The organism is Deferribacter autotrophicus (assembly GCF_008362905.1).
Lineage (GTDB): Bacteria > Chrysiogenota > Deferribacteres > Deferribacterales > Deferribacteraceae > Deferribacter > Deferribacter autotrophicus.
This window is the reverse complement of the sequence record NZ_VFJB01000003.1, coordinates 24,834-47,396: the sequence shown is the minus strand read 5'-3', so window position 1 is coordinate 47,396 and position 22,563 is coordinate 24,834. Positions and strand designations below refer to the sequence as shown.

Below are 22,563 nucleotides of genomic sequence, written 5' to 3'. Positions count from 1 at the left end.
TTTAAAAGGAATAAGGGGAATTCCCTTATTCCATATGTTCTTTGATGTAGTTTATAGCATCTTGGACAGTTTTAATTTTTTCTGCTTCTTCGTCTGGGATTTCCATCCCAAATTCTTCTTCAAATGCCATAATTAACTCAACAGTATCAAGAGAATCAGCACCTAAATCATCAACGAAAGAAGATTCTGGTTTGATCTCTGATTCATCAATGTTGAGTTGCTCAGCAATGATTTTTTTTACTCTTGCTTCAATATCTGCCATTTGTTCCTCCTAGTTATTTTATTAAGGTAAATACATACCACCGTTTACATGAATTGTTGTTCCTGTTATATAATCGGCTTCTTCAGATGCAAGAAAAACTACAGCATTTGCTACATCTTCAGGTTTACCAAAATACCCAAGAGGTATTTTTTCAAGCATCACTTTTTTAACATCATCAGGTAGTGACTCTGTCATTTCTGTTTCTATGAAGCCTGGAGCTACTGCGTTTACTCTAATACCTCTTGATGATAATTCTAAAGCAACGCTTTTAGTAAGGCCAATTAAGCCACTTTTTGTAACTACATAATTTGATTGTCCAATGTTTCCGGTGAAACCAACTACACTGCTTATATTGATGATTTTGCCGTAACGTTTTTTCATCATCCCTCTACTTACAGCTTTGATGCAGAAAAAAGCCCCTTTAATATTTACATCAAAAACATCATCAAAGTCCTGCTCTTTTAATCTTAGAATAATATTATCTTTTGTTATTCCTGCATTATTTACTAAAATATCCACTGAGCCAAGCTCTTTTTCAATCTCTGATACCATTTTTTTTACATCTTCTTCCTTTGTAACATTACATTGATAAATTTTGCAAATCCCATCACAATTTTTATTTATATAATCCGCTACTTCAAGAGCTTTGTCCTTATTTTGATTATAATTTATGGCAACTTTGCACCCTAATTCACCAAATTTTATGGCGATAGCTTTACCAATACCTCTTGATCCCCCAGTAACAAGAACCACTTTATCTTTGAAGCTCATATTTCCTCCAATTTTTCGAGGTCATTCACTTTTGAAACATTAATTGTTTTGACTTGTCTGTTAATTTTTTTTATCAATCCTGTCAACACATTTCCTGCACCCACTTCAATAAAAGTTGTGAATCCATCTTCAATCATGTTTGTTATCAGTTGAGTCCATTTAACGGGAGATGATACCTGTTTAATTAGTGCATCCCTGACTTCATCAGCTAGTAGCTCTTTTTGTGCAGAAACATTATTGTAAACAGGTTTTTTTAAGTCGGAAATTTTTGTGTTCATTAAATACTCAGCCATTTTCTCTTCGGCAGGTTTCATCAAGGAACAGTGAAATGGTGCGCTTACCGGCAGTTTTACCACTCGTTTTGCACCTATCTCTTTTGCCCTTGTAATAAATTCGTCAACGGCTTCCTTATGGCCTGCTACTACTAACTGATTTGGTGAATTGTAGTTTGCAGGTTCTACTATATAATTTTCTTTTGATATTTCATTGCAAAGTGATTCCACATTTTCAGTATTTGCTCCAATAACAGCAGCCATTGCACCTATTCCGACAGGGACAGCTTCTTGCATGAATTTTCCTCTATTGTGTACTGCTAAAAGAGCATCTTCAAAAGAAAGGCCACCTGCTGCCACGACAGCAGAGTATTCTCCAAGAGAATGTCCTGCAAAGCCGTCAGGCTCAAATTTATCTTTAATTATGTTGTAAATCCCGATACTCATTGTGAGTAGAGCTGGTTGGGTGTTAAATGTTAGTTTTAATTCTTCTTCTGGACCATCAAACATTAATTTGGATAAACTGTAATTGAGTAGCTTGTCGGCTTTTTCAACAAAATGTTTATAGCTATCAAATTTATCATAAAAATCTTTACCCATTCCTACAAATTGCGATCCTTGACCTGGGAAAACAATTGCTATTTTACTCATAACTCTCTCCTTAGAATGTAAATACTGTGGAGCCCCAGGTGAGACCACCACCGAATGCTGCTGAGACGATATTATCTCCTTTTTTAATCTTCCCTGATTTCACTGCAATATCTAAAGCTGTGGGAATAGATGCAGCAGATGTATTACCAAATTTATCGAGAGTAATAATTACCTTATCTTCACTTAAATTCAATCTTTTTGCTGCAGCATCAATAATTCGTAAATTTGCTTGATGAGGTATAAAATAATCTATATCTTCAAAGTTCAAACCACTTTTTTCCACGGCAGCCACTGCAGCATCTTTCATTGCCCTAACAGCAATTTTAAATACTTCGTTTCCTTTCATAAAGAATAGGTAATCTTCTATATTCAATTCTTTACGTTTTGCAAGGAAACTTGAACCGCCTGCTTTGCATTCCAGTAATCCTGTGTATTCTCCATCAGCATAGAGCAAAATACTTCTGATACCAGGTTCATCACTTTTTGATAAAATGACAGCTCCGGCGCCATCACCTAAAAGGACGCAGGTGCTTCTATCGTTCCAGTTTAAAATGGATGATAATCTTTCAACTCCAACGATTAATATGTTTTGGGCTAAATTGTTTTTTATTAAAGAATCGCCAATTGCAAGTGCATAAATGAAACCAGAGCAAGCAGCATTGATATCAAAGGCAAAAGGGCCTTTTATCCCAAGTTTTCCCTGCAAGTAACATGCTGTGGAAGGGACTAAAGAGTCAGGTGTACAAGTAGCAACAATTATACCATCAATGTTTTCTTTTGAGATCCCGGCAGATTCAATGGCAGCTAGTGAGGCTTTATGAGCCATCTCACTAGTCGATTCATCTTCAGAGATACGTCTTTCCTTGATTCCGGTACGTGTTACAATCCATTCATCTGAAGTATCTACAAATTTTTCAAGATCTTTGTTGGTAAGTATTTTAGAAGGAAAGTACGAACCTGTCCCGATAATTCTTGAATAACAGTTCATGGCACACCTTTTTTTTAAAACAAAACAACAAAAAAACTACTCTGATGTGATCTTTTTAAATTTGTCTTTGATATTGTTCCAAAAAGATTCAACTTTGTCAACTTTTAATCTTTTTAAAGAATCCTGAATGTTTCTTTCTATGTAGAGGTTAATTCTTTTTTCTGCAAGTTCGTAAGCTACCCTAATTCCATTTTTCACTGCATTTGCATTGGAACTCCCGTGACCTATGATACATACACCATTTACACCTAACAGTGGTGCGCCACCATATTCTGTATAATCAGCTCTTTTTTTCAGTGCTTTAAAGGCGGGTTTTAATAAAAAGGCGCCTATTTTTCTAATAAAATTTTTTGTTAATTCTTCTTTTAAAAGTTTTCCTATGTACCATGCTGCCGATTCACTTACTTTAAGAGCGATATTACCTGCAAAGCCGTCACATACAATGACGTCAGATTTGCCTTTATAAAGCTCTTTACCTTCAACATTTCCTATAAAGTTTATAATAGGGGATTCTTTTAGTATGTTAAAGGCGTTTTTTGTGCTTTCGTTCCCTTTTAAATCTTCTTCACCGATACTTAAAAGTCCCACTGTAGGATTTTCTTTGTCAAAGACAAACTTTGCATAGGCAGAACCCATTATGGCAAACTGTAGATAATGTAGGGGTTTACAATCCACATTGGCACCAATGTCAAGAATTACTGAATGCCCTTTAGCATTTGGTAACACAGCTCCAATAGCAGGTCTATCTACACCTTCCAGTGGTCGTAAAATAAGTTTTGCACAAGCCATCACAGCGCCGGTATTTCCAGCACTAAAAAAAGCTCTGCCTTCTCCCTTTTTTACAAGTTTAAGTCCCTCATGTATTGAAGATTTTCTCTTTCTCCTGACAGCTACAGAGGGTAAATCATCCATAGTTATGGCTTCTTCTGCATGAATAACAGAAATCTTTTCTTTAGGGTAATCTTTTAGTTTTTTTAGTTCCTGGTAAATTAAGGTTTGATCTCCTACTAGTATAACATGAATATCATATTCAGCAGCAGCTAAAGCAGCACCTTTAACAATTTCGCGAGGGGCGTGATCACCCCCCATAGCATCAACTACAATTCGCATAATTTCTTAAAATTCTGTTGTTTCTATAACCTGTACTTTTTTGTAGTAGCCACATGAAGGGCATACTACATGAGGAAGTTTGAGCTCACCACAATTGTCACATTTTACATAAGCATTTGGTGTAACATGGTGATGGCTTCTTCTATGCCCTTTTTTCATTCTTGTGGTTTTTTTCTTAGGAACACCCATAATTCACCTCTTTATTATTTTTTCAGTTTTTTTAAAATTTCAAATCTTGGATCTACGCTAGCCCCCTGGCATCTACACTTTTCTTTGTTTAGATCAGCTCCGCAGCCAGGACATATCCCTTTGCAGCTTTCGCTGCATAACCATTTTATTGGTTTTAACAAAGCGACTTCTTCTTTAACTATTTCATCTATATCTATGAAGTCTTCTATAATAGTGTAATATGATAAATCCTCTTCGCTCAATTCAATCTCTTCCTCTTCATCTTCTTCATTGATTTTATTTCTCACTATTTCTACCTGAATCCTTTCACTGAACTGTTTCTTAAATGTTTCAGCGCACCTGTCGCATTTATCCTCTACTGAGAAAACAACATTTCCATCAAGGAAATAGGCATTTTTAATTGGGTATAGCTTTCCGTTAAAATTTTCGACGGTAATATGTGATGAAAAATCATCAAACTCAAATGCTGTATCAACATCTATTCCATCAATAGTGATTTGTTCAAAATATACTTTCATGATGGCCTCCAAAGTAGCGGATAAATATATTTAATGAGTCCTTGTTTGTCAAGGACTAAACACTCTTTTCTTATAAAAAGACTATTTGACTTTTATTTCAATATTCTTTATAATCTATTATAACACATATTTAATTTATTTCGAGGTTTTCTTATGTTGTATGCTCAGCTTGAGTTTGTGTATTTACATAATGCAAGGGTCAAAGATGCTCCACTCCTATTTATTATGCGTAATAAGGAAAGATTTAGGGGTAAAATTTATGAGTTTGACCCATATTCTGTAATCATTGATGATGCAGGTGTTAAAATACACATTTTTAAAAGGGATATTGCCACTGTAGCATCAGCAAAAACCATTATTGATGTGGATTATATAAGTAAAACTTATTATCAAGCTCACCGTGGAAGGCATCCAAAGCACACCAGGCCACCAATGCAGGATATTTTCTTGAATGAAGTAAGAAAATCAAAATCTCCGGTTATTGCCTATCTTACAAATGGCGTAAAAGTTAGAGGGTTATTGATAGGGTTTGATGATTATGTACTGCTTACTTCTTATGAAGACAGACAGCAACTCATTTATAAAAGCGCAATTTCTACTGTATTTCCGTTATATCAGCAGGGTGAAATCATTAAATATGATGATGAGAGGTAATGGTTATGGACAAGCCTTATAAGATATTGGTTGTAGATGACGAAGAACATACAAGGTTGGGATATGCTGAAGTTTTAAAGCTTGATGGATATGAGGTAGATATAGCAGAAACTGGTTTGGAGGGGCTTGAAAAGGCAAAGGCTACCAAATACGATGTGATTGTTACCGATTTACGTATGCCAGAGATGGATGGTCTTACCTTTATTGAAAATCTGAGAAAATTTGATGAAAGTGCCAAAATTGTAATAATTACAGCTTTTGGTACTTATAAATCGTATCAAAAAAGTAGAAATTTAGGAGTTGTTACATACTTGAATAAACCTGTTAGAGCCAAAGATTTGAAAGATGCCGTAATACAGGTTTTAGGTTTGAATGTGGAGTAGTTTAGGGGTGGAGTTATGACTGTTACTTTAAAAGGAAATCCTGTATCACTTTTTGGTGAGATGATTCAAGAGGGAGATAATGCTCCTGAAGTAAAATTAGTAAATAGTGACTTGGCAGAGATTACTGTAGGCGGTTCAAAAGATAAAGTTCAGCTTTTGATATCAGTACCATCTCTTGATACACCTGTTTGTGCAACAGAAGCGAGGAAGTTTAATGAAAAGGTTTCTTCTCTAAATGGTGTTGATCCCGTTATTGTTTCCATGGATTTACCTTTTGCAGCAAAAAGGTTTTGCACTACAGAGGGGCTAAATATTACGGTAGCTTCTGATTTTAGGGAGAAAGATTTTGGTAAAAAATATGGTGTATTGATTACTGATGGGCCTTTGGCAGGTGTTCTTGCAAGAGTGGTTTTTATTGTGGATAAAGAGGGAAAAGTAGTTTACAGACAGGTTGTGCCTGAAATTACCACCGAGCCTGATTATGATGATGTTTTGAAGGCGCTCGAAAAAATAATATAAAGATTATCGGTTTGATTTGTGTTTTACAAAGAGTTGAGTAGATTTTACAACGAAATTTTTCCTTTTGATGAAAATACCTACAATTTTCTAAAAAGTTATGCAAAAGGGGATTTCCCTGTACTTGATATAGGTTGTGCTACCGGTGTTTATGTAAACAGGTTTTTAGAAGATGGATTTAAAGCTTTTGGTGTAGAAAAAGAAACTGCCTTTGAATTGCAAGGTCCATTTATTTATGCAGATATGTTGAGACTTCCATTAAAATCTTCTACTAAGTTTGGCTTTATTTATTCCATTGGAAATACTCTTGTTCATGTAAATTCAAAGTTGGATTTTTACAATACTGTTAGAAATGTCATGAGTCTTCTTAAAGAAAGATGTTTTTTTCTGATACAGATAATAAATTACGACAGGATATATGGATATGAATTGAAAGGATTACCTGATATTGAGACAGAGCATTACATGGTTAATCGTATTTATCATTATGATAATGAGGAGCAGCTTATTTTTGAAATGAAGGTTACAGATAAGCATACGAAAGAAGTAAGAACATTAAGCTCAAAACTTACACCCATATTTCTTGAGGATGTGAAAAATGCAGCCGCTAGGGCAGGTGCTGGCTTTGTGCAGTTTTTTGGAGATTTTCAGGGAGGGAAGTTCTTTTTAAAAGATAGTATGATGTTGATAGCTGCGATTTACAAGTGATGAATTTCCTTGAGCCACTCCCATAATATTATTAAATGTGAAAAATGGGTATTAATGCTTGTGATGGTTGTAAAAGCAAAGGATGTTGCACAATACAAAAAAATATTGTTATTGCATAACTATATCCTCAACATATTGGTAACAAAGAGATTGCTTTGGTGACGCTCGCAAGACGAGTTTCGTGGTGTCATTGCGAGGAACGAAGTGACGAAGCAATCTCATCTGTCTACCACTTTTATCCCCTTCGCACAAAGAGATTGCTTCCCGAGTACCTAATTTGAAAAAAGATGATGTTTGAGTTGGTTTTGTTTGGAAATGAGATATGGTATTTGCGGGATGAGTCCTCATGTTAGGTGCTCGGTCGCAATGACGGTATGACGTCCTTTGCCACCAGCGAGGATTAGTAGTGACGAAGCAATCCTTGGTTTTTCAATGAGTTATAAAACCAATAATCTACTATTGTGCAAAATCCTCTTTATGTAGCTGACTCTTTTTCCGTGGCAACTAATTGTTGATTAAATTTCTCTTCTGTTTTCGAGAGCTTTAAGGATGGCAAATTCGTCAGAATATTCTAAATGTGAACCCACGGCAAGTCCAGTAGCGATTCTTGTGATTTTTAGCATGCTGTAATCAGATAAAATTTTTTTCAAATAGTAGGCAGTTGTTTCTCCGTCTACATCAGGATTGGTGGCAATAATAATTTCTTTTATATTTCCTTCTTCTATTCTAGAAATTAGTTTATCAAAACTTAGAACATCTGGAGTTATTCCATCAAGAGGTGAAATTCTACCTCCAAGCACATGATAAAGTCCGTTATAATTGCCGCTATTTTCAATGAGTATCACATCTTTAGCTTCTTCTACCACACATATTGTGGTTTTGTCTCTTGTGGCATCTTTGCAAATTGAACATATTTCTTCATCTGTCAACGAACCACAAATTTTACAAAATCTTATTTTGTCTTTTAAAGCTTCAATACTTTTTGTTAGTGCAAGGACATCTTTTTTATCCATTTTAAGAAGAAAAAGGGCAAGGCGAGTGGCAGTTTTTCTGCCTATGCCTGGTAATTTGCTAAGTTCAAAGACACACTTTTCAAAATCTTTTAGTTGAAACATTGTTGTTCTTTTAAGCTAGTGTATGTGGGAGAGCTAAAAAATTCCAGGAAAATTTAATCCTAAACCACCGGTAAGTTGACTCATTTTTTCTTGCATTAACTCTTGAGATTTTTTGATAGCTTCATTTACTGCGGCTATAATTAAATCTTGAAGCATTTCCACATCTTCAGGATCAATTACATCTTTTTCAATTTTTATTTCAACAAGTTCCTGTTTTCCATTAACTCTAGCAATTACCATTCCACCACCAGCTGAGGCTTCTACTATTTCTTTAGCAACTTCTTCCTGTATTTCCATCATCTTTTTCTGCATTTTTTGTGCCTGTTTCATAAGTTGTTGAATATTCATTAAAACCTCCAATTATTTTTTTATTTCAATGTCTACTATTTTTCCATCAAACTCTTTTAAAAGAAGTTCTACAGCTTTATTCTCTTTTAACTCTTTTTTCAACATTTTTTCTTTAAAAGTTTCGATTTCATTTACTTTCTCAATCACCCCTTTTTTTTTACTGCCATTTTCAAGTTTTATTATTATATCATCTACATTGCCGAAATATTTTTTGGCAGCTCTTTTCAAAAAATCAATATTCTCGGCTTTTATTACAATTTTATAGTGAAACATTTTTTCTTCAGCAAAACCCACGATCATTTTGTTGTTTTCTATAGAAATCAAATAACCGTACCCAAGATTTGAAGACACACTTGGTTTTCTCTCTGCAATAAAATCCAAGAATTTCTTCCATTTTTGTTCTATATTATCCAAAGAAAGAGTTGGCTTAGAGGGATTATCTATGTTTTCTTTTGCAATTTTGGTAGGGGTATTTTTTGTAAGTTTTGATGATGGGATTATTCTATCAATATGTAATATTTTAAAAATTCCCATTTCAAAAATGTCCTGTTCGAACGAAAAATATTTTAAGTCGTTGTAAACCTTTAGTAGAGTTTGATAGATTGCAAAAAGTTTCTCTTCGCTAGTGTTTTGTAATAAGTCGCTGAAGAAACTAACTTCCTCGGTAGTTAGTTCTTTTTTTGCTGGATTTTCAAAAGTATGCATAAGTAAAAGCAGTTTTGTGTAGTGTAAGAATTTTTCAGAAATATATTTATAATCTATACCTTTTAAACTAATTTCATCAAGAAGTGATTTTGTCCTGTTTTTATCATTAGTTAAAATTGATTTGTAAAGTTCATTTATGATTTTATCTTCTGAGAGTCCTAATAAAAATTTTGTTTTTTCCAATGTTATTTCGCCATTGGTGTAAGCGATAATCTGGTCAATTAGTGATAAACAATCTCTCATGCATCCGTCAGAGTTTCTTATAATTAAGCTTAAAGCGTCATCTTCAAATGTTATTCCCTCTTTTCTTAGAATATTTGAGGTGTGAGAAAACATTTCATCAAAAGGTATTTTTGAAAAATTAAACCTCTGACATCTTGAAAGTATCGTAGCAGGTATTCTATGTGCATCTGTAGTGGCAAGGATGAATATTACAAAATCAGGTGGTTCTTCTAAAGTTTTTAGTAGTGCGTTAAAAGCAGCTTCTGTGAGCATATGAACTTCATCTATGATATAGATTTTGTATTTTGATTTTGCAGGAAGGAATTTTACTGACTCTCTGAGCTGTCTTATTTCATCGATTCCTCTGTTTGAAGCACCATCGATTTCGAAAACATCTAATGACACACCTTCTGTAATCTCTTTGCAGTTTTCACAACTGTTGCAAGGGTTTACTCCTTGGGGATTTAGGCAGTTTAAAGCTTTAGCAAAAATTCTTGCTGTACTTGTTTTACCAATGCCTCTAGGTCCAGTAAATAGATAGGCATGGCTGATTCTGTTTAATTCAATGGCATTTTTAAGAGTATTTACAATGTAATCTTGAAAAACAACTTCATCAAATGTTTGAGGTCTATATTTTCTAGCTAATGCAACATAACCCATATTCACCACCTCATACAAATATATCAAAGATTGGTATTTAATCAATAAAAATAAAACTGTCATCACCCCAATTTTTTATTAGCTGGAGGATTGTTTGGTTCAATGTTCAAAGTTCAAGGTTCAAGGTTCAAAGTTCAAGGTTCAAAGTTAAGGCTTAGGTTAAGAATAAAGTTAAGGTTACACCTTTTGATTACGTGTCACGCCTACACCTACACTTACACTTACACGCTTTCTCCATTACGGTTCACGCTTTACGATTCACGATTTAAGTATTTCCCCATTTCGCTAGTTTTTCTAATGATTAGGGTTATTTATAAAAATTTGGTGATGCTAGAAATAAAAGTATAAAGCAAAACTGAAAGATATAATAAGTATAATTATCGATAATTATTTTAGCACAGTTTTATATTTAATAAAAATTTGTTAACAATAATTTAATGTTGAATAATTTGAAAAGCTGGTATATTATATAACCGGGTTTTATAAATCGTTAAGTCATTTTAAACTAGCAGGAGGTAAAGTATGAAAAGACGTGAGTTTTTAAAGAAGGCAGCAGTAACTACAGCGGCAGCTGGTGCAGCATTATCTTTTGGTGCTCCGGCAGTACACGCTAAGAAGCGTTATTTATGGAAAATGGTAACAACATGGCCGCCACATTTTCCAGTTTTTGGTGAAAGTGCTGAATTTATCGCAAAATGGGTTGAGAAGATGTCTGATGGTCGCCTTAAAATACAGGTTTATGGTGGGGGAGAGCTTGTTCCTCCATTACAGGCTTTTGATGCAGTAAGCGGTGGTATGGTAGAAATGGGTCATGCCTGTGCTTATTATTGGGCTGGTAAAGCACCTGCAACACAATTTTTTGGTGCTGTTCCTTTTGGTATGAACAGCGAGCAGATGACATCCTGGATTCTTGCAGGTGATGGTCATAAGCTTTGGAAAGAGCTTTATGCAAATTTCAACCTTATACCATTTCTTGTTGGTACTTGTGGTGTTCAGATGGGTGGTTGGTTTAATAAAGAGATAAACTCTATCAGTGATGTTAAAGGGCTTAAGATGAGAATACCTGGACTTGGTGGTAAGGTTATAGCAAAGGCTGGCGGTACAGCGGTGCTTTCTGCGGGTGGGGAAATTTATACAAACCTTGAAAGAGGAGTAATCGATGCAACTGAGTGGGTTGGCCCATATCATGATTATAAGATGGGATTTTATAAAGTAGCTAAATATTACTACTATCCTGGGTGGCATGAGCCAGGCACAGCTATTGAGATGTTTGTAAATAAAAAAGCTTATGAAAAATTGCCAAAAGACTTACAGCAGATAATTGCGTATGCAGCTCAAAGTTCGGCAGCATGGATGCTTGCAGAGTTTGAAGCTAAAAACAATTACTATTTGCAAAAGCTTATTAATGAGCACAATGTGAAATTGAAAAAATTTCCTGCAGATGTACTGAAAGCATTTAGAAAGTATACAAAAGAAGTACTTGCTGAGATTACAGCAAAAGATCCAATGAGTAAAAAAGTACATGAAAACTATTCAGCATTTCAGAAAAAAGTTGTGGAATGGGATAAAATTTCAGAATTCGCTTACATGGAAATTAATTATCTCTAAACCAGGAAGAGGGGGATCGCCCCTCTCTTTTTGTTTTGAAGATTAAGTATAACTAAACCATGTATAGTCATGTTAAAAAAACGTTGATTTTTTATTTCTAAAAATTTAGTATCCTTTATTATCAGATTAGGAGGTAATAATGAAAAGACGTGAGTTTTTGAAGAAGGCAGCAGTAACTACAGCAGCAGCTGGTGCAGCTTTATCATTTGGTGCACCTGCAGTACATGCTAAAAAACGTTATCTTTGGAAAATGGTAACAACTTGGCCACCACATTTCCCTGTGATGGGTGAAGCAGCCGATATGCTTGCAAAGTGGGTTGAGACAATGTCCGATGGTAGACTTAAAATTCAGGTATATGGTGGTGGTGAACTAGTTCCACCTTTACAAACTTTTGATGCAGTAAGTGGTGGTATGGTAGAAATGGGTCATGGTGCGGCTTATTACTGGGCAGGTAAATCTCCAGCTACTCAGTTTTTTGCAGCTGTTCCATTTGGCATGAATGCTCAGCAGATGAATGCGTGGATTTATGCTGGTGACGGGCAAAAGCTCTGGGAAGAAGTTTATGCTCCATTTAATTTAAAGCCAATGCCAGCTGGAAATACCGGCGTTCAGATGGGTGGTTGGTTTAATAAAGAAATAAATTCTATTAGTGATTTTAAAGGTCTTAAAATGAGAATACCTGGTCTTGGTGGTAAAGTGCTTGCCAAGGCTGGAGGTACTGCAGTATTGTCAGCTGGTGGAGAGATTTACACCAATTTGGAAAGAGGTGTAATTGATGCTACTGAATGGGTTGGCCCATATCACGATTATTTAATGGGATTTTACAAAGTAGCAAAATATTATTATTATCCAGGCTGGCATGAACCAGGTACTGTATTGGAAATGTTCGTAAATAAAAAAGCATTTGAAAGCCTTCCAAAAGATTTACAGGAGATAATAATTACCGCTGCTTATCGTTCAAACCTCTGGATGCTTTCTACATTTGAAGCTAAAAACAATTTTTATCTCAACAAATTGATAAATGAACATGGTGTAAAACTGAAGCAGTTTCCTCAACCTGTTTTAAAACAACTTAAAAAATACTCAGAGGAAGTGTTAGCAGAGATTGTAGAAAAAGATCCTTTGAGCAAAAAAGTGTATGAAAACTTTTTGGCATTTAAGAAAAATGTAGTTGCTTGGGCAAACATTTCAGAAATTGCATACGCAAAAACTCTTAATTTATAAAATTATCGGATAGCCCTTTACTGGGCTATCCTTTCTTATTTTGCAAATTAAAGATATTAAATAAAACTAATTTTTATTTGTAAAATTATCATATAGAGGGATGATTTTATTTTCATCTAAGATTTTTTTATATTTACTTATGCCGGATTTATGCCAGCGTAATTGTATGTTAGATAAGTTGTTTCTGTTGATGAAGTTTAATTCATCTGCTATTTCAGTGAGAATTTCAACAAGGTTTAAAAATTCTCTTTTTAGCTGAACATATAAGTTCATTATATCTAATTTTGACGAATAGTTTGCGTAGATGTTGGCAAGCTCTTTATATGAACTTCGTCCCATTTTAATATAGTAGTCAATATCCACTAATTTTTTGTTAAGTGATTCTGGATAGAGACCTGACAGAATAAGAGAAAGATCACCAGCCAATTTCAGCATATTAATTTTTTCAAAAAGATTTCTGTGAAATGCTTCCATAAAAATTTCTGCAATTGCCATTTCTTTTACAAATTCGTTGGTAAAGAGATCATTGGTTTTTGCAAGTTTTTTTAAAAGGTTTAAAATATAAAGTTTAGAATATTCTGATAGAGATTTTTTGATTTCGATTTCAGCGGATTCTATTAGATCATAGAAGAGCTCATCAAGATTTTGATAGCTCTTCATGATTTTCCCTCGTTGTTTATATATTAATACATTATTTTGATGAATTTAATTTTCAAGAAGATTTTTAAAGGATAAACTTATTTATATCATATTTTTCTAAGGTATTGTTAGACGGTTTGTATTCATCATCGAGAAGTTCAGCAAGTTTTTCCATCATGTATTCGGTTGCTTTTTCGAATATATTTTTGTTTTTTTCAGCCTTTTCTGTGAAGGGGATAAAATTTGTATCAAGTTTAAATTCATTAATTTGGTTAAAATAAATAGGTTTTCCAATTCTGTAGATAATTGTTTTATTCTTTTCAATCCAAGGGGCGTTTCTTGTGTAGACTTTATCGCTTCCATTACAACCAACTGGAACAATGGGGACATTCAAACTAAAGGCAAACTGTACAGCTCCAGTTTTTCCTTTTATAAGTTTTTTTGATCTTGTGCCTTCTGGAAATATAAGAAGATTGAGGTTTTTGTTGTATATTGCATCATGGCAAAGATGATATGCTTTTGTCATTAAAGATTTATATCTTTCTTCAAGATATTTTTTGTAATCACCAAAGTTGCGTATAAAACTTAGAAATTTTTTGTCACTATTTAGTTCTTCTTCTGAAAGTTCTCCATTTATAAAACTTTTAAGTTTTCTAAAATATTTATTTAAAATAGATTTATCATCACCAAAATATTTTTGCAAATCTTTAACCATTAAATACCCTTTTGAAGGCATGGGTAGGTTACCTGTCCAGTTGAAAAATCTTGCTAGCAGTTTGCTTTCGTAATATTTTAATTTTACCCATGTTGTGGTATAACAATACATAATTTTGTTTCTAAGCATATAGAGTTGAAATTGAAAAGGCCAGTAATTATATCTATCAGTATGATTCATTACAAAAATTACAGGTCTATTTGGTAAGTTTTCAATCCCTTCAAAAACAATTTTTAGTTTTCTGAATTTGTAAAGAGGTTTAAGTAAATAATTGGCAACAAATAGTTGACCTTTAGGTATAGGTTCAAGTTTTACAAGATCTAAGAGTTTTTCATAATCCATATAATATTTTTAGTTTTTTTACGATGAAATTTCAAGTTATTTGAATCTTTGGGGTTACCCCATTTTTTGCACAGTCAATTCGTCATTGCGAGCGCTAGCGAAGCAATCTCATAGAAAACATCGGATACTCACGTTGCCTATTTCAGCCAATACACTTCATTCTCAAGAGATTGCTTCGTCGCTCACCTTGTTCGCTCCTCGCAATGACACATACGACACCCCGTCATTGCGAGCGTAAGCGAAGCAATCTCATAGAAAATATCGGATACTCACGTTGCCCATTTCAGCCAACGCACTTCATTCTCAAGAGATTGCTTCGTCCCTCACCTTGTTCGCTCCTCGCTGGTGACACCACAATCATTATAACAAAAACTGGATGTTCCAAAGAGAATGAGAAAAATATTTTTCCATAAACAAACTGACATAATACATTGATATACAATCAACATTTAAAATACTCTCCGAAAAAAATGGGGTGACGCCAGATTTAAATGTAAATATTCTAATTTAGAATTAGAGCACAGACTAAGTAAAATTATTATATTAAAAAGGCTGCCAACTGGCAGCCTTCTTTAGGTGGTTTTGTCAAAGAGAAGTCCTACCATCTCTTTGATATTTTTTGCTAATTTCAATGCTTCTTCAGAAGGGATTTGCCTTATTACTTTGTTTTCTTCTGGATCAACTATCTTGACCACCACTTCGTTTAGCTCTTTATCAATGACAAATTCCCTTTTTACATTCATCATATCAAGAGCTTTGTTCAAATCTTGAATTTGCTTTTTAAACTCTTGCTCATTTACTCGCTTTTGAGCTTCCTGCTGTTTTGCATTTTGCTCCACAACTTTCTGGGTAGTTTTTACTTCGTTATTAGATGGTGCATGATCAATTTTGCTAACTGTAGCGTTTTTTACTGCTTCTAACATTTTATTTCACCACCTTTCTTAATTTAGTTGGCAGGGGCAAAAAGCCCCGTACCAACATTATTATCTACCCAGAAGCTGTAAAGCGAGTTGTGGAAGCTGGTTAGCTTGTGCCAGCATTGCAGTACCAGCTTGCTGAAGAATTTGCTGTCTTGTAAAGTTTGCCATTTCTTCAGCAATGTCAAGGTCTCTAATTCTGGACTCGGATGCAGTTAGATTTTCCCTTGCGGTGTCAAGGTTTGTTATCGCATGCTCAAGCCTATTTATTTGAGCACCTATTGTTGCTCTTGCATCTGAAACAAACTCAAGAGCTTTATCAAGCTTTGTGATAGCTTTTTGAGCTGAATCTTGATCTACTACTAATACATTATCAAGATCGAGAGATTTGGTGTTAATTTGTGCTATATTTACGTTAATATCTTGCCCTTCGTTTGCACCGATTTGCAATGATGTTGAGTTGTCCACAAGATGTAAATTTATAGTTGTAGCACTTGTTGAAGCTGTAAAAGTGAGATTTCCTGCATTGTCTCCAGATACTGAAACTCCTAAATTTTTATCAAAGCTAATTTCAACACCATTTATCACTCCTCTTAATGTATAATCATTTACAGTATCTGAACCCACTGTATTGTTATTAGAATCTGTTACCGTAATTGTTAGAGAAGAGTTTTCCCCTTTTTGAATAGTGGTAAGTGATAAGCCATCTATTAATTTTTGATCTCCTATGAAAGATATTTTACTATCTTCTCCAATCAATCCACTTTGAATTTTAAAAGTACCAGTGGTGGTATCATAATAGACCAGGTCATTTTTAACAGAGGCGTCACCCATTCCTAAATCGTTGACAAGAGCATCTTCAAGTTTTGATTCAAAATCAGATAAAGTATCGTCACCTTCTAAGTAAATTGTAGTGGATTTCCCATTACCAAATATTGTGAGTTCCTGGGTGTTATCAAAAATATTTCTACCATCAGCATTTATAAATCTGGCGATATCTTTTAATTTTGTATCAGCAGTAGCGATATCACCAGCCACACCTAATTTATCAACTGTGAAATAAATGTCATTGTCATCTGTTGTAATTCCGTTTGAATCTAAAGTTAAATCGAATGTTTGTATATGAGTTTGACCATCATTAGTATAATTTATTAAAGCAAAAGTTTGAGATAGATTTGAACTGTTTGCAAATGATACTGAAAGTGTTGGATTTGATGTATTAATAGCATTTGGATTAGTAATTTGTATAGCATCCTCTCCCGCTGTAACTTGATTAATGGCAAATACAGCTTTATCTCCTTTCAAAAGTGCATCGCCAGTTAAATCGATAGTAGTACTTGTTGCAGAGGTTAAATCATACCCATATAAAGATAGAGGAGATAAATATAAAGTATTGTTTGTGCCGTCACCAGTTAAGTTTAAATCAGCAGTACCTTGTAGTTTTCCGTCTAAAGAATAAACTTTTAGAGTAGCAAATCCGTTTATTGTTCCATTAATTGCCGATCCATCGTAATCATTGTTAATTTCAATTTCAAAATATCCAGCTGGTCCAGCTACATTGTTTAATGCAGTGGTAACTTCACCTGTAACTGTTGATATGCTAGATGATGTAGAATTTGTTGTAAAATAATCAACTGTTGATGTAGTTGTGTTGTTGACAGTTGAAGTACCATCTGTTAACGTTATATTATATTGGATATTGTTTCCACTACTATCTGTTGTGATAAAATTTGAAGACAAATTTTTAATAGATTTAATTTGATTATTATCATCGTTTGTAATTGTTACTTTTTCAACATCATGGGCCAAGGTCATTATGTCTGTTTTATAAATATAGTTTTTGCCCGCTGTTGCTGTTGCAGAAATAGTATATTCTCCTTGATCTACTTTGCCTTTAATTATTGCTTCTAATTTATTACTGCTTGCTGACCATAGGGCGGATGCATCTCCGTTAAGCAATTTTTTAGTGTTAAACTCAGTAGAAGCAGAGATTCTGTTAATTTCACCTTTTAGTTGTTCCATTTCTTTTTGAAGCTCTGCTCTATCGTTTGCAGTATAAGTTCCGTTAGAAGCTTGAACAGCAAGTTCTCTCATTCTTTGAACGATACTCTGAATTTCCTGCAAACCACCTTCAGCAGTTTGAAGCATGGAGATACCATCCTGAGCGTTCATACTTGCGCGTTTAAGACCACTAATCTGTCCACGCAATTTTTCACTAATAGCAAGACCTGATGCATCATCTGCAGCATGATTGATTCTGAGACCACTTGATAGTCTTTCAAGAGATTTTGACATCTGACTGTTTGTTATACCCAAATATCTTTGAGCATTAAGTGATGAAATATTGTTGTAAATTCTTAGTGCCATAACACTACCTCCTTGTTTTGTTTTTTATGGCTTCCCTGCCAAATTTAGTTCAATGTTCAACGTTCAAAGTTCAATGTTTAAAATTTGCTTCATAATTGAGATCGCTTCGGCGCATTCGCTCCTCGCGATGACTAAGAGATTGTCACCAGCGAGCTATAGCGAAGCAATCTCTTCACTTCTCACTTTTGCTCTCACACTCACATTCACACTCTATCCACATCACCTCCTTCTACATTTTTCTGGCACTGAAACGAAAAAAGGCCGATGCAATCCACCCTATGGCAGATTACATCGGCCTGATTGTCTCAGTACCGTTTTATTTTTCAATTTTTATATCGAACAATTTTAGAAAAACTTTAGAAAATATTTAAAATTTAGCTAAGGAGTTAATATTACCATTAATGATATCTGAAGCTATTATTTGTAAATCATCATAAATTTCTTTCTCATATTCATCAGAAGACCACTTCAATGACATTAAAAATTCTTTGGGAATAGTTGATATTATCTCATAGATAGTTTGAGTATCTATACCGATGTCTTTTTGAGTAGCATATTTAAAAATCAATCTCCAGTCGAATGTAAAATTTTTTGAGATTATCCATATATCAGCTATATCTTTCGGCTCAAATCTATAAAGAGCACCAATCTTATTTACTAAAATATTTTTCCATGAATCAACCAGACCAAATCTCTTATCATAATACGGTTTGTCTATTCTGAACTTTACATCACATACGATGTCAATTTTCAATTGAATCTCATTTTTGATCAAATATAAACATATGTAATTTTCTGATTTCTGAAATCGTTCGGTATCGACTTTGTAGTTGAATTCTTTTTCATTATTTAAAAAGTTTTCAATAAGCAATGAACCATATTTTTTAAAAAAATTTTTTGAATTGACAAAAAAATCCAAATCATCTGAATATCTATGACGAAAATAACAACGACTAAGAGCGGTTCCACCTGTTAAATAAAAGGGTGTCTTGAGTTTTTTTACGATTTTCAATATCCCATCTTGAAAAGGATAAAGGTTCTCCAGATAAAATTTTTCGTAATCTTTCATACTTTTCTCTCAGATCATTATTTCTTAATTGATTTAAGATATTTTCACTTAAAACTTCTTTTAGTCCCTCTTTGCCAAACAAAAATAGCAAATCATAATAGGATAGTCTTTCCAATGCTCTTACCACCAATTTATCGAATGTTAAATGCAAATATTGAACCTTTTTTTTGTAAAGGACGTCTAAAGCATCTTCTGGTGATATATTATAATCCCACAACAATTTTTTTATTAGCTTTTTACGAGCTTCCTTTATTTGCTTATCCATATTTTTTAATAATTGATAATTTCAAAAATTATTGCAAGAAATATTTCACAGAAAATTTAAAAGTGCAAAAATTCGAAACATAAAAAAACCGTAACGAGAAATGCGTAAAACGTAAATTTGTATTTTTAATCATCCCAGATTTTACTGAAATCAAACTGGATTTTGTTATCGCATTCTTCGATGTAAAACTCTATGATCTCATCTGTAGCATCGCATATTTTGATATATCTACCATCTTTTAATTCGTATACTTTAGCAATTTTGTCGTCGGGATTGACGATAACATAATACTTAACACCTTCTTGTTCATATATGTTAAATTTGATCACAGTGTCTTTTCTAAATGTAGATTTAGACAATACTTCAAATATGATTTTTGGTGCTTTTGTAATGTATGGTTTATCACCAGCGTCATAGCATAATACTAAATTGTCTGGTTGAACTACAGTATCATCTGATATTTTCCAATCAATAGGAAGGTAAACTTTACACTTTTTGTAATCTTTAAAAAGTTCTTCCAACAACCAATTAATTTTGCTGCTTACTCTTTGATGTTTCGCATTAGGAGATGGCGACATAGCATAAGCAATTCCATTTATTAACTCCCATTTGCCTTCCCAGTATTTATAATCTTCGTAGGTATATCTTGGTAAATCTTCAATTTTTATTGTGCCCATTTTTACTCCCCACCATTGTTATAATTTTAAACTACTTATAGAAACAGAATTCCTACTAATTATAATAATATTTTTTAGCAAATTTATCTATTAAAATTATACTGTAAGGGATTGGGCGAAAAATTGTGTATGGAAAAAAATACTTGAGTTAATTAAGAAGTGTTTTTTAAATTATATTACATGATGAAATTATAGGAGGTTAGCGATATGAGTAAGAACAAGAAGTTAGATATTGATATGTAAGAACTCTTTTCAAAGATCGATGAATATTTGGAAAAGGGTAAGAAACCAGGTATAACTTACTTGTTGAAAGAATTATTAAACTACGTAATGAGTAAAGAACGAGAAGAGTATTTGAAGAAAATCCCTTTGATTTGGCTAATGGATTTTATAATCGTAGATTGAACATAAAGTATGGAGAACTTGATATTAAAGTACCCCGAGTAAGATTTGGCAACACTTTTCGTCTATCGTTGTTACCACCACGCTGGAAGAGGGTTGATAAAGAATACGAGGAATTACTTCTTGCAATGCTTTCCAATGGTTTTACAAAGTCAAAGATAGCCAGGACAGTACGCAAATTGGGGTTATCATTCAGTGAAGATTCATTGGAAATGGTGGATGAATTGATTTACGAAAAGCTTGATTATTTCAAAACAAGGCTATTGAAATCGGAATGGTTTTCTGTGTTTATAGATGCATATCATTGTGAAATACGAGAAGAAGGGAAGATGGTAAAAGTTAGTATATTTGTAGCAGTTGGTATTGATTTAGATGGATATAAACACATTCTTGGTTACTAGGTACATAAGTGTAATGAGAGTTTGAATTTATGGCAAGAAGTATTTCAGGATTTGATAAATCGAGGATTGAGCAGGGTATTTGTATTTGTTACGGATAATTTTTCTGGTTTAAATAAGCTGTTGAAGAAGTTTTTCCCTTTATCGGATCATCAGCTTTTTTTTGTTCCTTTTGCAAGGAATCTCAGGAATCAACTTTCTCCTAAAGTATCGAAAAAGGCCATTGCAATCTGGAAAAGGATAAAGATGGCTTATGATTATGATGAAGGTTCTAAGCTTTATGATGAGTTATTATCTCTTGTAGAAGATAATAAAGCTGATTATGCGAAATATTTGAAGAAATATAAAGAGAATTATTTGAATTTTTTGAAATATCCGGAAGATATCAGGAAGTATGTATATACTACCAACATAGTTGAATCGATTAATTCTGGCTTGGAGAGGATGAAATATGATGTTGGTGGTTATTTTGGTTTTATGAAAACGATAGAAATAAATCTTTTTGTTCAGCTTATTAATTTGAATGACAGTTGGTTAACAAAACCTATCCTGTTTTAAAAAGAAAAGCATATGATTTAAAACAGATGTTTTTACTAAAATTTAACTTTAGTGAAGAATATGATTATGCTATACACAATTTTTAGATGAAGTCTCGAGATTGCTTCGGCGCATTCGCTCCTCGCGATGAATAAAGAGATTGTCATTGCGAGCGATAGCGAAGCAATCTCTTCACTTCTCACTTTCACTCTCACACTCACATTCACACTCTATCCACATCACCTCCTTCTACATTTTTCTGGCACTGAAACGAAAAAAGGCCGATGCAATCCACCCTATGGCAGATTACATCGGCCTGATTGTCTCAGTACCGTTTATTCAATTTTCTGGTTTAATAATCGAACAGTTCCTAAAAAACTTTAGAAAATTTTTTATAGATTTTACCAGGTTGAAAAATGATCACTACTTTGTTAAAATTGTTTTGTAAAATAATATAATAACTATGAAGCGTACTCCTAAATCCTGGATAGTATTTTTTTGGGCTGCTGTCTTTGAATTTTTAAGCTATTTTTCCCTATTTAACACAATAAGACTAATTTTTCCGTCATTAAGGAGATCATATCTGTTTGTTGAATTTTATGTTTTTTGTAATACAATAACATCATTTTTCTTTTTAGTCCTGACAACGACAGTAAATTATATAAGTGATTCTATTTTGATGTTTTTTTCAATTTACGGATTTATGAGAACCTTTGAAATAATAATTTATCAAATAAACGTTCTGCTATTTGATGAATTCAGAGCTTTACTTGCTGGTAAAAAATACGCTTTGTACGGTTATCGAAGAATTGTAATTCTGCTATTACATAACTATCTCGAAATTGCCTGTTGGTTTGGAATCTCTTACATGTGGTTTAGTTTAAATGGGCATATTTCGTTTAACGGTGTCTTAATACCTTCGTTTTGGCAAGTTTTTCATGAAAGCCTGTTGTTGATGTTTGCATATACTTCCGATAAAATCATTGCAGAATCCAGTACTGCTTTAGCTATATTCACATTGCAGGCTATAATAGGTTTATTTATGACAATACTTGTATTGGCAAGATTTTTAAGTTTATTGCCAAACCCTAAAAGCATGGATGAATTTGAAAACAAATAGGAAGAGAGGGAGAAATCCTCTCTTCCTTATATTTTTATACTTTCTGTTTTTTTAACGATTGTAACTTTACCTGCTTCAAATTTTATTTCAAGAGCTCCATAAAAATTTGATTCAAATAGTTCTTTTAACATCTTATAAAGCTCGTTCAGTTGTTGTTTCTTTTTTGTCTCTGCTTCAGATAATTTGATTGTTGCCATAAAATCCTCCTAC

At 33.5% G+C, this 22,563-nt stretch carries 26 protein-coding genes and 1 pseudogene; 9 read left to right on the top strand and 18 right to left on the bottom strand.

What is annotated here, in order from left to right:
* Positions 1-25: 25 nt before the first annotated feature.
* The 7 genes from acpP to FHQ18_RS02280 are packed head-to-tail and all read right to left on the bottom strand — an operon-like array spanning position 26 to position 4,761.
* The gene (acpP, locus tag FHQ18_RS02310) at positions 26-262 is read right to left on the bottom strand and encodes an acyl carrier protein (RefSeq protein ID WP_149265561.1); all 237 of its coding nucleotides are present in this window, start codon (positions 260-262) and stop codon (positions 26-28) included.
* Between the two features lie 21 nt (positions 263-283).
* Positions 284-1,033 (bottom strand): 3-oxoacyl-[acyl-carrier-protein] reductase, encoded by a 750-nt coding sequence (fabG, locus tag FHQ18_RS02305; protein ID WP_149265560.1) that lies wholly within the window; start codon positions 1,031-1,033, stop codon positions 284-286.
* The gene (gene fabD, locus FHQ18_RS02300) at positions 1,030-1,956 is read right to left on the bottom strand and encodes an ACP S-malonyltransferase (RefSeq protein WP_149265559.1); all 927 of its coding nucleotides are present in this window, start codon (positions 1,954-1,956) and stop codon (positions 1,030-1,032) included. Before fabD ends, fabG begins: the two co-directional genes overlap by 4 nt.
* Before the next feature lie 10 nt (positions 1,957-1,966).
* A complete protein-coding gene (locus FHQ18_RS02295) occupies positions 1,967-2,944 on the bottom strand; it encodes a beta-ketoacyl-ACP synthase III (RefSeq protein ID WP_149265558.1) in 978 nt (325 codons plus the stop codon).
* A gap of 36 nt (positions 2,945-2,980) precedes the next feature.
* On the bottom strand, positions 2,981-4,054 hold the full coding sequence (gene plsX, locus FHQ18_RS02290; protein WP_149265557.1) for a phosphate acyltransferase PlsX: 1,074 nt from the start codon (positions 4,052-4,054) through the stop codon (positions 2,981-2,983).
* Positions 4,055-4,060: 6 nt separating this feature from the next.
* The gene (gene rpmF, locus FHQ18_RS02285; RefSeq protein WP_149265556.1) at positions 4,061-4,243 is read right to left on the bottom strand and encodes a 50S ribosomal protein L32; all 183 of its coding nucleotides are present in this window, start codon (positions 4,241-4,243) and stop codon (positions 4,061-4,063) included.
* Between the two features lie 14 nt (positions 4,244-4,257).
* On the bottom strand, positions 4,258-4,761 hold the full coding sequence (locus tag FHQ18_RS02280) for a YceD family protein (RefSeq protein WP_149265555.1): 504 nt from the start codon (positions 4,759-4,761) through the stop codon (positions 4,258-4,260).
* Positions 4,762-4,914: 153 nt separating this feature from the next.
* Here FHQ18_RS02280 and hfq point away from each other — a divergent pair, with 153 nt between their 5' ends.
* The 4 genes from hfq to FHQ18_RS02260 are packed head-to-tail and all read left to right on the top strand — an operon-like array spanning position 4,915 to position 7,022.
* Complete coding sequence (hfq, locus tag FHQ18_RS02275) at positions 4,915-5,415, top strand: RNA chaperone Hfq (RefSeq protein WP_149265554.1); 501 nt, start codon at positions 4,915-4,917, stop codon at positions 5,413-5,415.
* Positions 5,416-5,420: 5 nt separating this feature from the next.
* A complete protein-coding gene (locus FHQ18_RS02270; protein ID WP_149265553.1) occupies positions 5,421-5,798 on the top strand; it encodes a response regulator in 378 nt (125 codons plus the stop codon).
* 15 nt (positions 5,799-5,813) lie between these two features.
* Positions 5,814-6,317 (top strand): thiol peroxidase, encoded by a 504-nt coding sequence (tpx, locus tag FHQ18_RS02265; protein ID WP_149265552.1) that lies wholly within the window; start codon positions 5,814-5,816, stop codon positions 6,315-6,317.
* Between the two features lie 18 nt (positions 6,318-6,335).
* Positions 6,336-7,022 (top strand): class I SAM-dependent methyltransferase, encoded by a 687-nt coding sequence (locus tag FHQ18_RS02260; RefSeq protein WP_149265551.1) that lies wholly within the window; start codon positions 6,336-6,338, stop codon positions 7,020-7,022.
* Between the two features lie 515 nt (positions 7,023-7,537).
* Here the strand turns inward: FHQ18_RS02260 and recR are convergent.
* The 3 genes from recR to dnaX are packed head-to-tail and all read right to left on the bottom strand — an operon-like array spanning position 7,538 to position 10,072.
* A complete protein-coding gene (gene recR / locus FHQ18_RS02255; protein ID WP_149265550.1) occupies positions 7,538-8,137 on the bottom strand; it encodes a recombination mediator RecR in 600 nt (199 codons plus the stop codon).
* 33 nt (positions 8,138-8,170) lie between these two features.
* Positions 8,171-8,485 (bottom strand): YbaB/EbfC family nucleoid-associated protein, encoded by a 315-nt coding sequence (locus tag FHQ18_RS02250; protein ID WP_149265549.1) that lies wholly within the window; start codon positions 8,483-8,485, stop codon positions 8,171-8,173.
* Between the two features lie 12 nt (positions 8,486-8,497).
* Positions 8,498-10,072 (bottom strand): DNA polymerase III subunit gamma/tau, encoded by a 1,575-nt coding sequence (dnaX, locus tag FHQ18_RS02245; RefSeq protein WP_149265548.1) that lies wholly within the window; start codon positions 10,070-10,072, stop codon positions 8,498-8,500.
* 522 nt (positions 10,073-10,594) lie between these two features.
* Here dnaX and FHQ18_RS02240 point away from each other — a divergent pair.
* Together FHQ18_RS02240 and FHQ18_RS02235 are read left to right on the top strand one after the other, a co-directional pair.
* Positions 10,595-11,680 (top strand): TRAP transporter substrate-binding protein, encoded by a 1,086-nt coding sequence (locus tag FHQ18_RS02240; RefSeq protein WP_149265547.1) that lies wholly within the window; start codon positions 10,595-10,597, stop codon positions 11,678-11,680.
* Positions 11,681-11,819: 139 nt separating this feature from the next.
* Entirely contained in the window at positions 11,820-12,905 is a 1,086-nt protein-coding gene (locus FHQ18_RS02235) for a TRAP transporter substrate-binding protein (RefSeq protein WP_149265546.1), read from the top strand.
* A gap of 66 nt (positions 12,906-12,971) precedes the next feature.
* Here the strand turns inward: FHQ18_RS02235 and FHQ18_RS02230 are convergent, their stop codons facing one another.
* The 7 genes from FHQ18_RS02230 to FHQ18_RS02200 form a co-directional block, all read right to left on the bottom strand.
* The gene (locus FHQ18_RS02230; protein WP_149265545.1) at positions 12,972-13,565 is read right to left on the bottom strand and encodes a hypothetical protein; all 594 of its coding nucleotides are present in this window, start codon (positions 13,563-13,565) and stop codon (positions 12,972-12,974) included.
* A gap of 64 nt (positions 13,566-13,629) precedes the next feature.
* Positions 13,630-14,601 (bottom strand): lysophospholipid acyltransferase family protein, encoded by a 972-nt coding sequence (locus FHQ18_RS02225; protein ID WP_149265544.1) that lies wholly within the window; start codon positions 14,599-14,601, stop codon positions 13,630-13,632.
* 572 nt (positions 14,602-15,173) lie between these two features.
* Positions 15,174-15,524 carry a flagellar protein FlaG gene (locus FHQ18_RS02220; RefSeq protein ID WP_149265543.1) on the bottom strand — a complete coding sequence of 117 codons (351 nt, stop codon included), beginning with the start codon at positions 15,522-15,524 and terminating at the stop codon, positions 15,174-15,176.
* Between the two features lie 60 nt (positions 15,525-15,584).
* Positions 15,585-17,885 (bottom strand): flagellin N-terminal helical domain-containing protein, encoded by a 2,301-nt coding sequence (locus tag FHQ18_RS02215; protein ID WP_149265542.1) that lies wholly within the window; start codon positions 17,883-17,885, stop codon positions 15,585-15,587.
* A gap of 367 nt (positions 17,886-18,252) precedes the next feature.
* Entirely contained in the window at positions 18,253-18,954 is a 702-nt protein-coding gene (locus FHQ18_RS02210; RefSeq protein ID WP_149265541.1) for a nucleotidyl transferase AbiEii/AbiGii toxin family protein, read from the bottom strand.
* Positions 18,839-19,219 (bottom strand): hypothetical protein, encoded by a 381-nt coding sequence (locus FHQ18_RS02205; RefSeq protein ID WP_149265540.1) that lies wholly within the window; start codon positions 19,217-19,219, stop codon positions 18,839-18,841. Before FHQ18_RS02205 ends, FHQ18_RS02210 begins: the two co-directional genes overlap by 116 nt.
* 125 nt (positions 19,220-19,344) lie before the next feature.
* Positions 19,345-19,896 (bottom strand): Uma2 family endonuclease, encoded by a 552-nt coding sequence (locus tag FHQ18_RS02200; RefSeq protein WP_149265539.1) that lies wholly within the window; start codon positions 19,894-19,896, stop codon positions 19,345-19,347.
* A gap of 270 nt (positions 19,897-20,166) precedes the next feature.
* Here FHQ18_RS02200 and FHQ18_RS12830 point away from each other — a divergent pair, with 270 nt between their 5' ends.
* The 3 genes and pseudogenes from FHQ18_RS12830 to FHQ18_RS02185 all read left to right on the top strand — a co-directional run bounded on the left by FHQ18_RS12830 (position 20,167) and on the right by FHQ18_RS02185 (position 22,353).
* On the top strand, positions 20,167-20,301 hold the full coding sequence (locus tag FHQ18_RS12830; protein ID WP_281285438.1) for a hypothetical protein: 135 nt from the start codon (positions 20,167-20,169) through the stop codon (positions 20,299-20,301).
* A pseudogene (locus tag FHQ18_RS12755) lies at positions 20,271-21,254 on the top strand (IS256 family transposase). Before FHQ18_RS12830 ends, FHQ18_RS12755 begins: the two are co-directional and overlap by 31 nt.
* A 442-nt stretch (positions 21,255-21,696) precedes the next feature.
* A complete protein-coding gene (locus FHQ18_RS02185) occupies positions 21,697-22,353 on the top strand; it encodes a hypothetical protein (RefSeq protein ID WP_149265536.1) in 657 nt (218 codons plus the stop codon).
* Between the two features lie 26 nt (positions 22,354-22,379).
* Here the strand turns inward: FHQ18_RS02185 and FHQ18_RS12575 are convergent, their stop codons facing one another.
* Positions 22,380-22,550: a hypothetical protein gene (locus FHQ18_RS12575; protein ID WP_188020318.1), complete on the bottom strand. Its 171-nt coding sequence runs from the start codon at positions 22,548-22,550 to the stop codon at positions 22,380-22,382.
* Positions 22,551-22,563 lie beyond the last annotated feature (13 nt).

What these genes read in the sequence shown, in the direction of transcription:
- acpP (WP_149265561.1), bottom strand. Translation starts at nt 262, where the DNA reads ATGGCAGATATTGAAGCAAGAGTAAAAAAAATCATTGCTGAGCAACTC.
- fabG (WP_149265560.1), bottom strand. Translation starts at nt 1,033, where the DNA reads ATGAGCTTCAAAGATAAAGTGGTTCTTGTTACTGGGGGATCAAGAGGT.
- fabD (WP_149265559.1), bottom strand. Translation starts at nt 1,956, where the DNA reads ATGAGTAAAATAGCAATTGTTTTCCCAGGTCAAGGATCGCAATTTGTA.
- FHQ18_RS02295 (WP_149265558.1), bottom strand. Translation starts at nt 2,944, where the DNA reads ATGAACTGTTATTCAAGAATTATCGGGACAGGTTCGTACTTTCCTTCT.
- plsX (WP_149265557.1), bottom strand. Translation starts at nt 4,054, where the DNA reads ATGCGAATTGTAGTTGATGCTATGGGGGGTGATCACGCCCCTCGCGAA.
- rpmF (WP_149265556.1), bottom strand. Translation starts at nt 4,243, where the DNA reads ATGGGTGTTCCTAAGAAAAAAACCACAAGAATGAAAAAAGGGCATAGA.
- FHQ18_RS02280 (WP_149265555.1), bottom strand. Translation starts at nt 4,761, where the DNA reads ATGAAAGTATATTTTGAACAAATCACTATTGATGGAATAGATGTTGAT.
- hfq (WP_149265554.1), top strand. Translation starts at nt 4,915, where the DNA reads ATGTTGTATGCTCAGCTTGAGTTTGTGTATTTACATAATGCAAGGGTC.
- FHQ18_RS02270 (WP_149265553.1), top strand. Translation starts at nt 5,421, where the DNA reads ATGGACAAGCCTTATAAGATATTGGTTGTAGATGACGAAGAACATACA.
- tpx (WP_149265552.1), top strand. Translation starts at nt 5,814, where the DNA reads ATGACTGTTACTTTAAAAGGAAATCCTGTATCACTTTTTGGTGAGATG.
- recR (WP_149265550.1), bottom strand. Translation starts at nt 8,137, where the DNA reads ATGTTTCAACTAAAAGATTTTGAAAAGTGTGTCTTTGAACTTAGCAAA.
- FHQ18_RS02250 (WP_149265549.1), bottom strand. Translation starts at nt 8,485, where the DNA reads ATGAATATTCAACAACTTATGAAACAGGCACAAAAAATGCAGAAAAAG.
- dnaX (WP_149265548.1), bottom strand. Translation starts at nt 10,072, where the DNA reads ATGGGTTATGTTGCATTAGCTAGAAAATATAGACCTCAAACATTTGAT.
- FHQ18_RS02240 (WP_149265547.1), top strand. Translation starts at nt 10,595, where the DNA reads ATGAAAAGACGTGAGTTTTTAAAGAAGGCAGCAGTAACTACAGCGGCA.
- FHQ18_RS02235 (WP_149265546.1), top strand. Translation starts at nt 11,820, where the DNA reads ATGAAAAGACGTGAGTTTTTGAAGAAGGCAGCAGTAACTACAGCAGCA.
- FHQ18_RS02230 (WP_149265545.1), bottom strand. Translation starts at nt 13,565, where the DNA reads ATGAAGAGCTATCAAAATCTTGATGAGCTCTTCTATGATCTAATAGAA.
- FHQ18_RS02225 (WP_149265544.1), bottom strand. Translation starts at nt 14,601, where the DNA reads ATGGATTATGAAAAACTCTTAGATCTTGTAAAACTTGAACCTATACCT.
- FHQ18_RS02220 (WP_149265543.1), bottom strand. Translation starts at nt 15,524, where the DNA reads ATGTTAGAAGCAGTAAAAAACGCTACAGTTAGCAAAATTGATCATGCA.
- FHQ18_RS02215 (WP_149265542.1), bottom strand. Translation starts at nt 17,885, where the DNA reads ATGGCACTAAGAATTTACAACAATATTTCATCACTTAATGCTCAAAGA.
- FHQ18_RS02210 (WP_149265541.1), bottom strand. Translation starts at nt 18,954, where the DNA reads ATGAAAGATTACGAAAAATTTTATCTGGAGAACCTTTATCCTTTTCAA.
- FHQ18_RS02205 (WP_149265540.1), bottom strand. Translation starts at nt 19,219, where the DNA reads ATGGATAAGCAAATAAAGGAAGCTCGTAAAAAGCTAATAAAAAAATTG.
- FHQ18_RS02200 (WP_149265539.1), bottom strand. Translation starts at nt 19,896, where the DNA reads ATGGGCACAATAAAAATTGAAGATTTACCAAGATATACCTACGAAGAT.
- FHQ18_RS02185 (WP_149265536.1), top strand. Translation starts at nt 21,697, where the DNA reads ATGAAGCGTACTCCTAAATCCTGGATAGTATTTTTTTGGGCTGCTGTC.
- FHQ18_RS12575 (WP_188020318.1), bottom strand. Translation starts at nt 22,550, where the DNA reads ATGGCAACAATCAAATTATCTGAAGCAGAGACAAAAAAGAAACAACAA.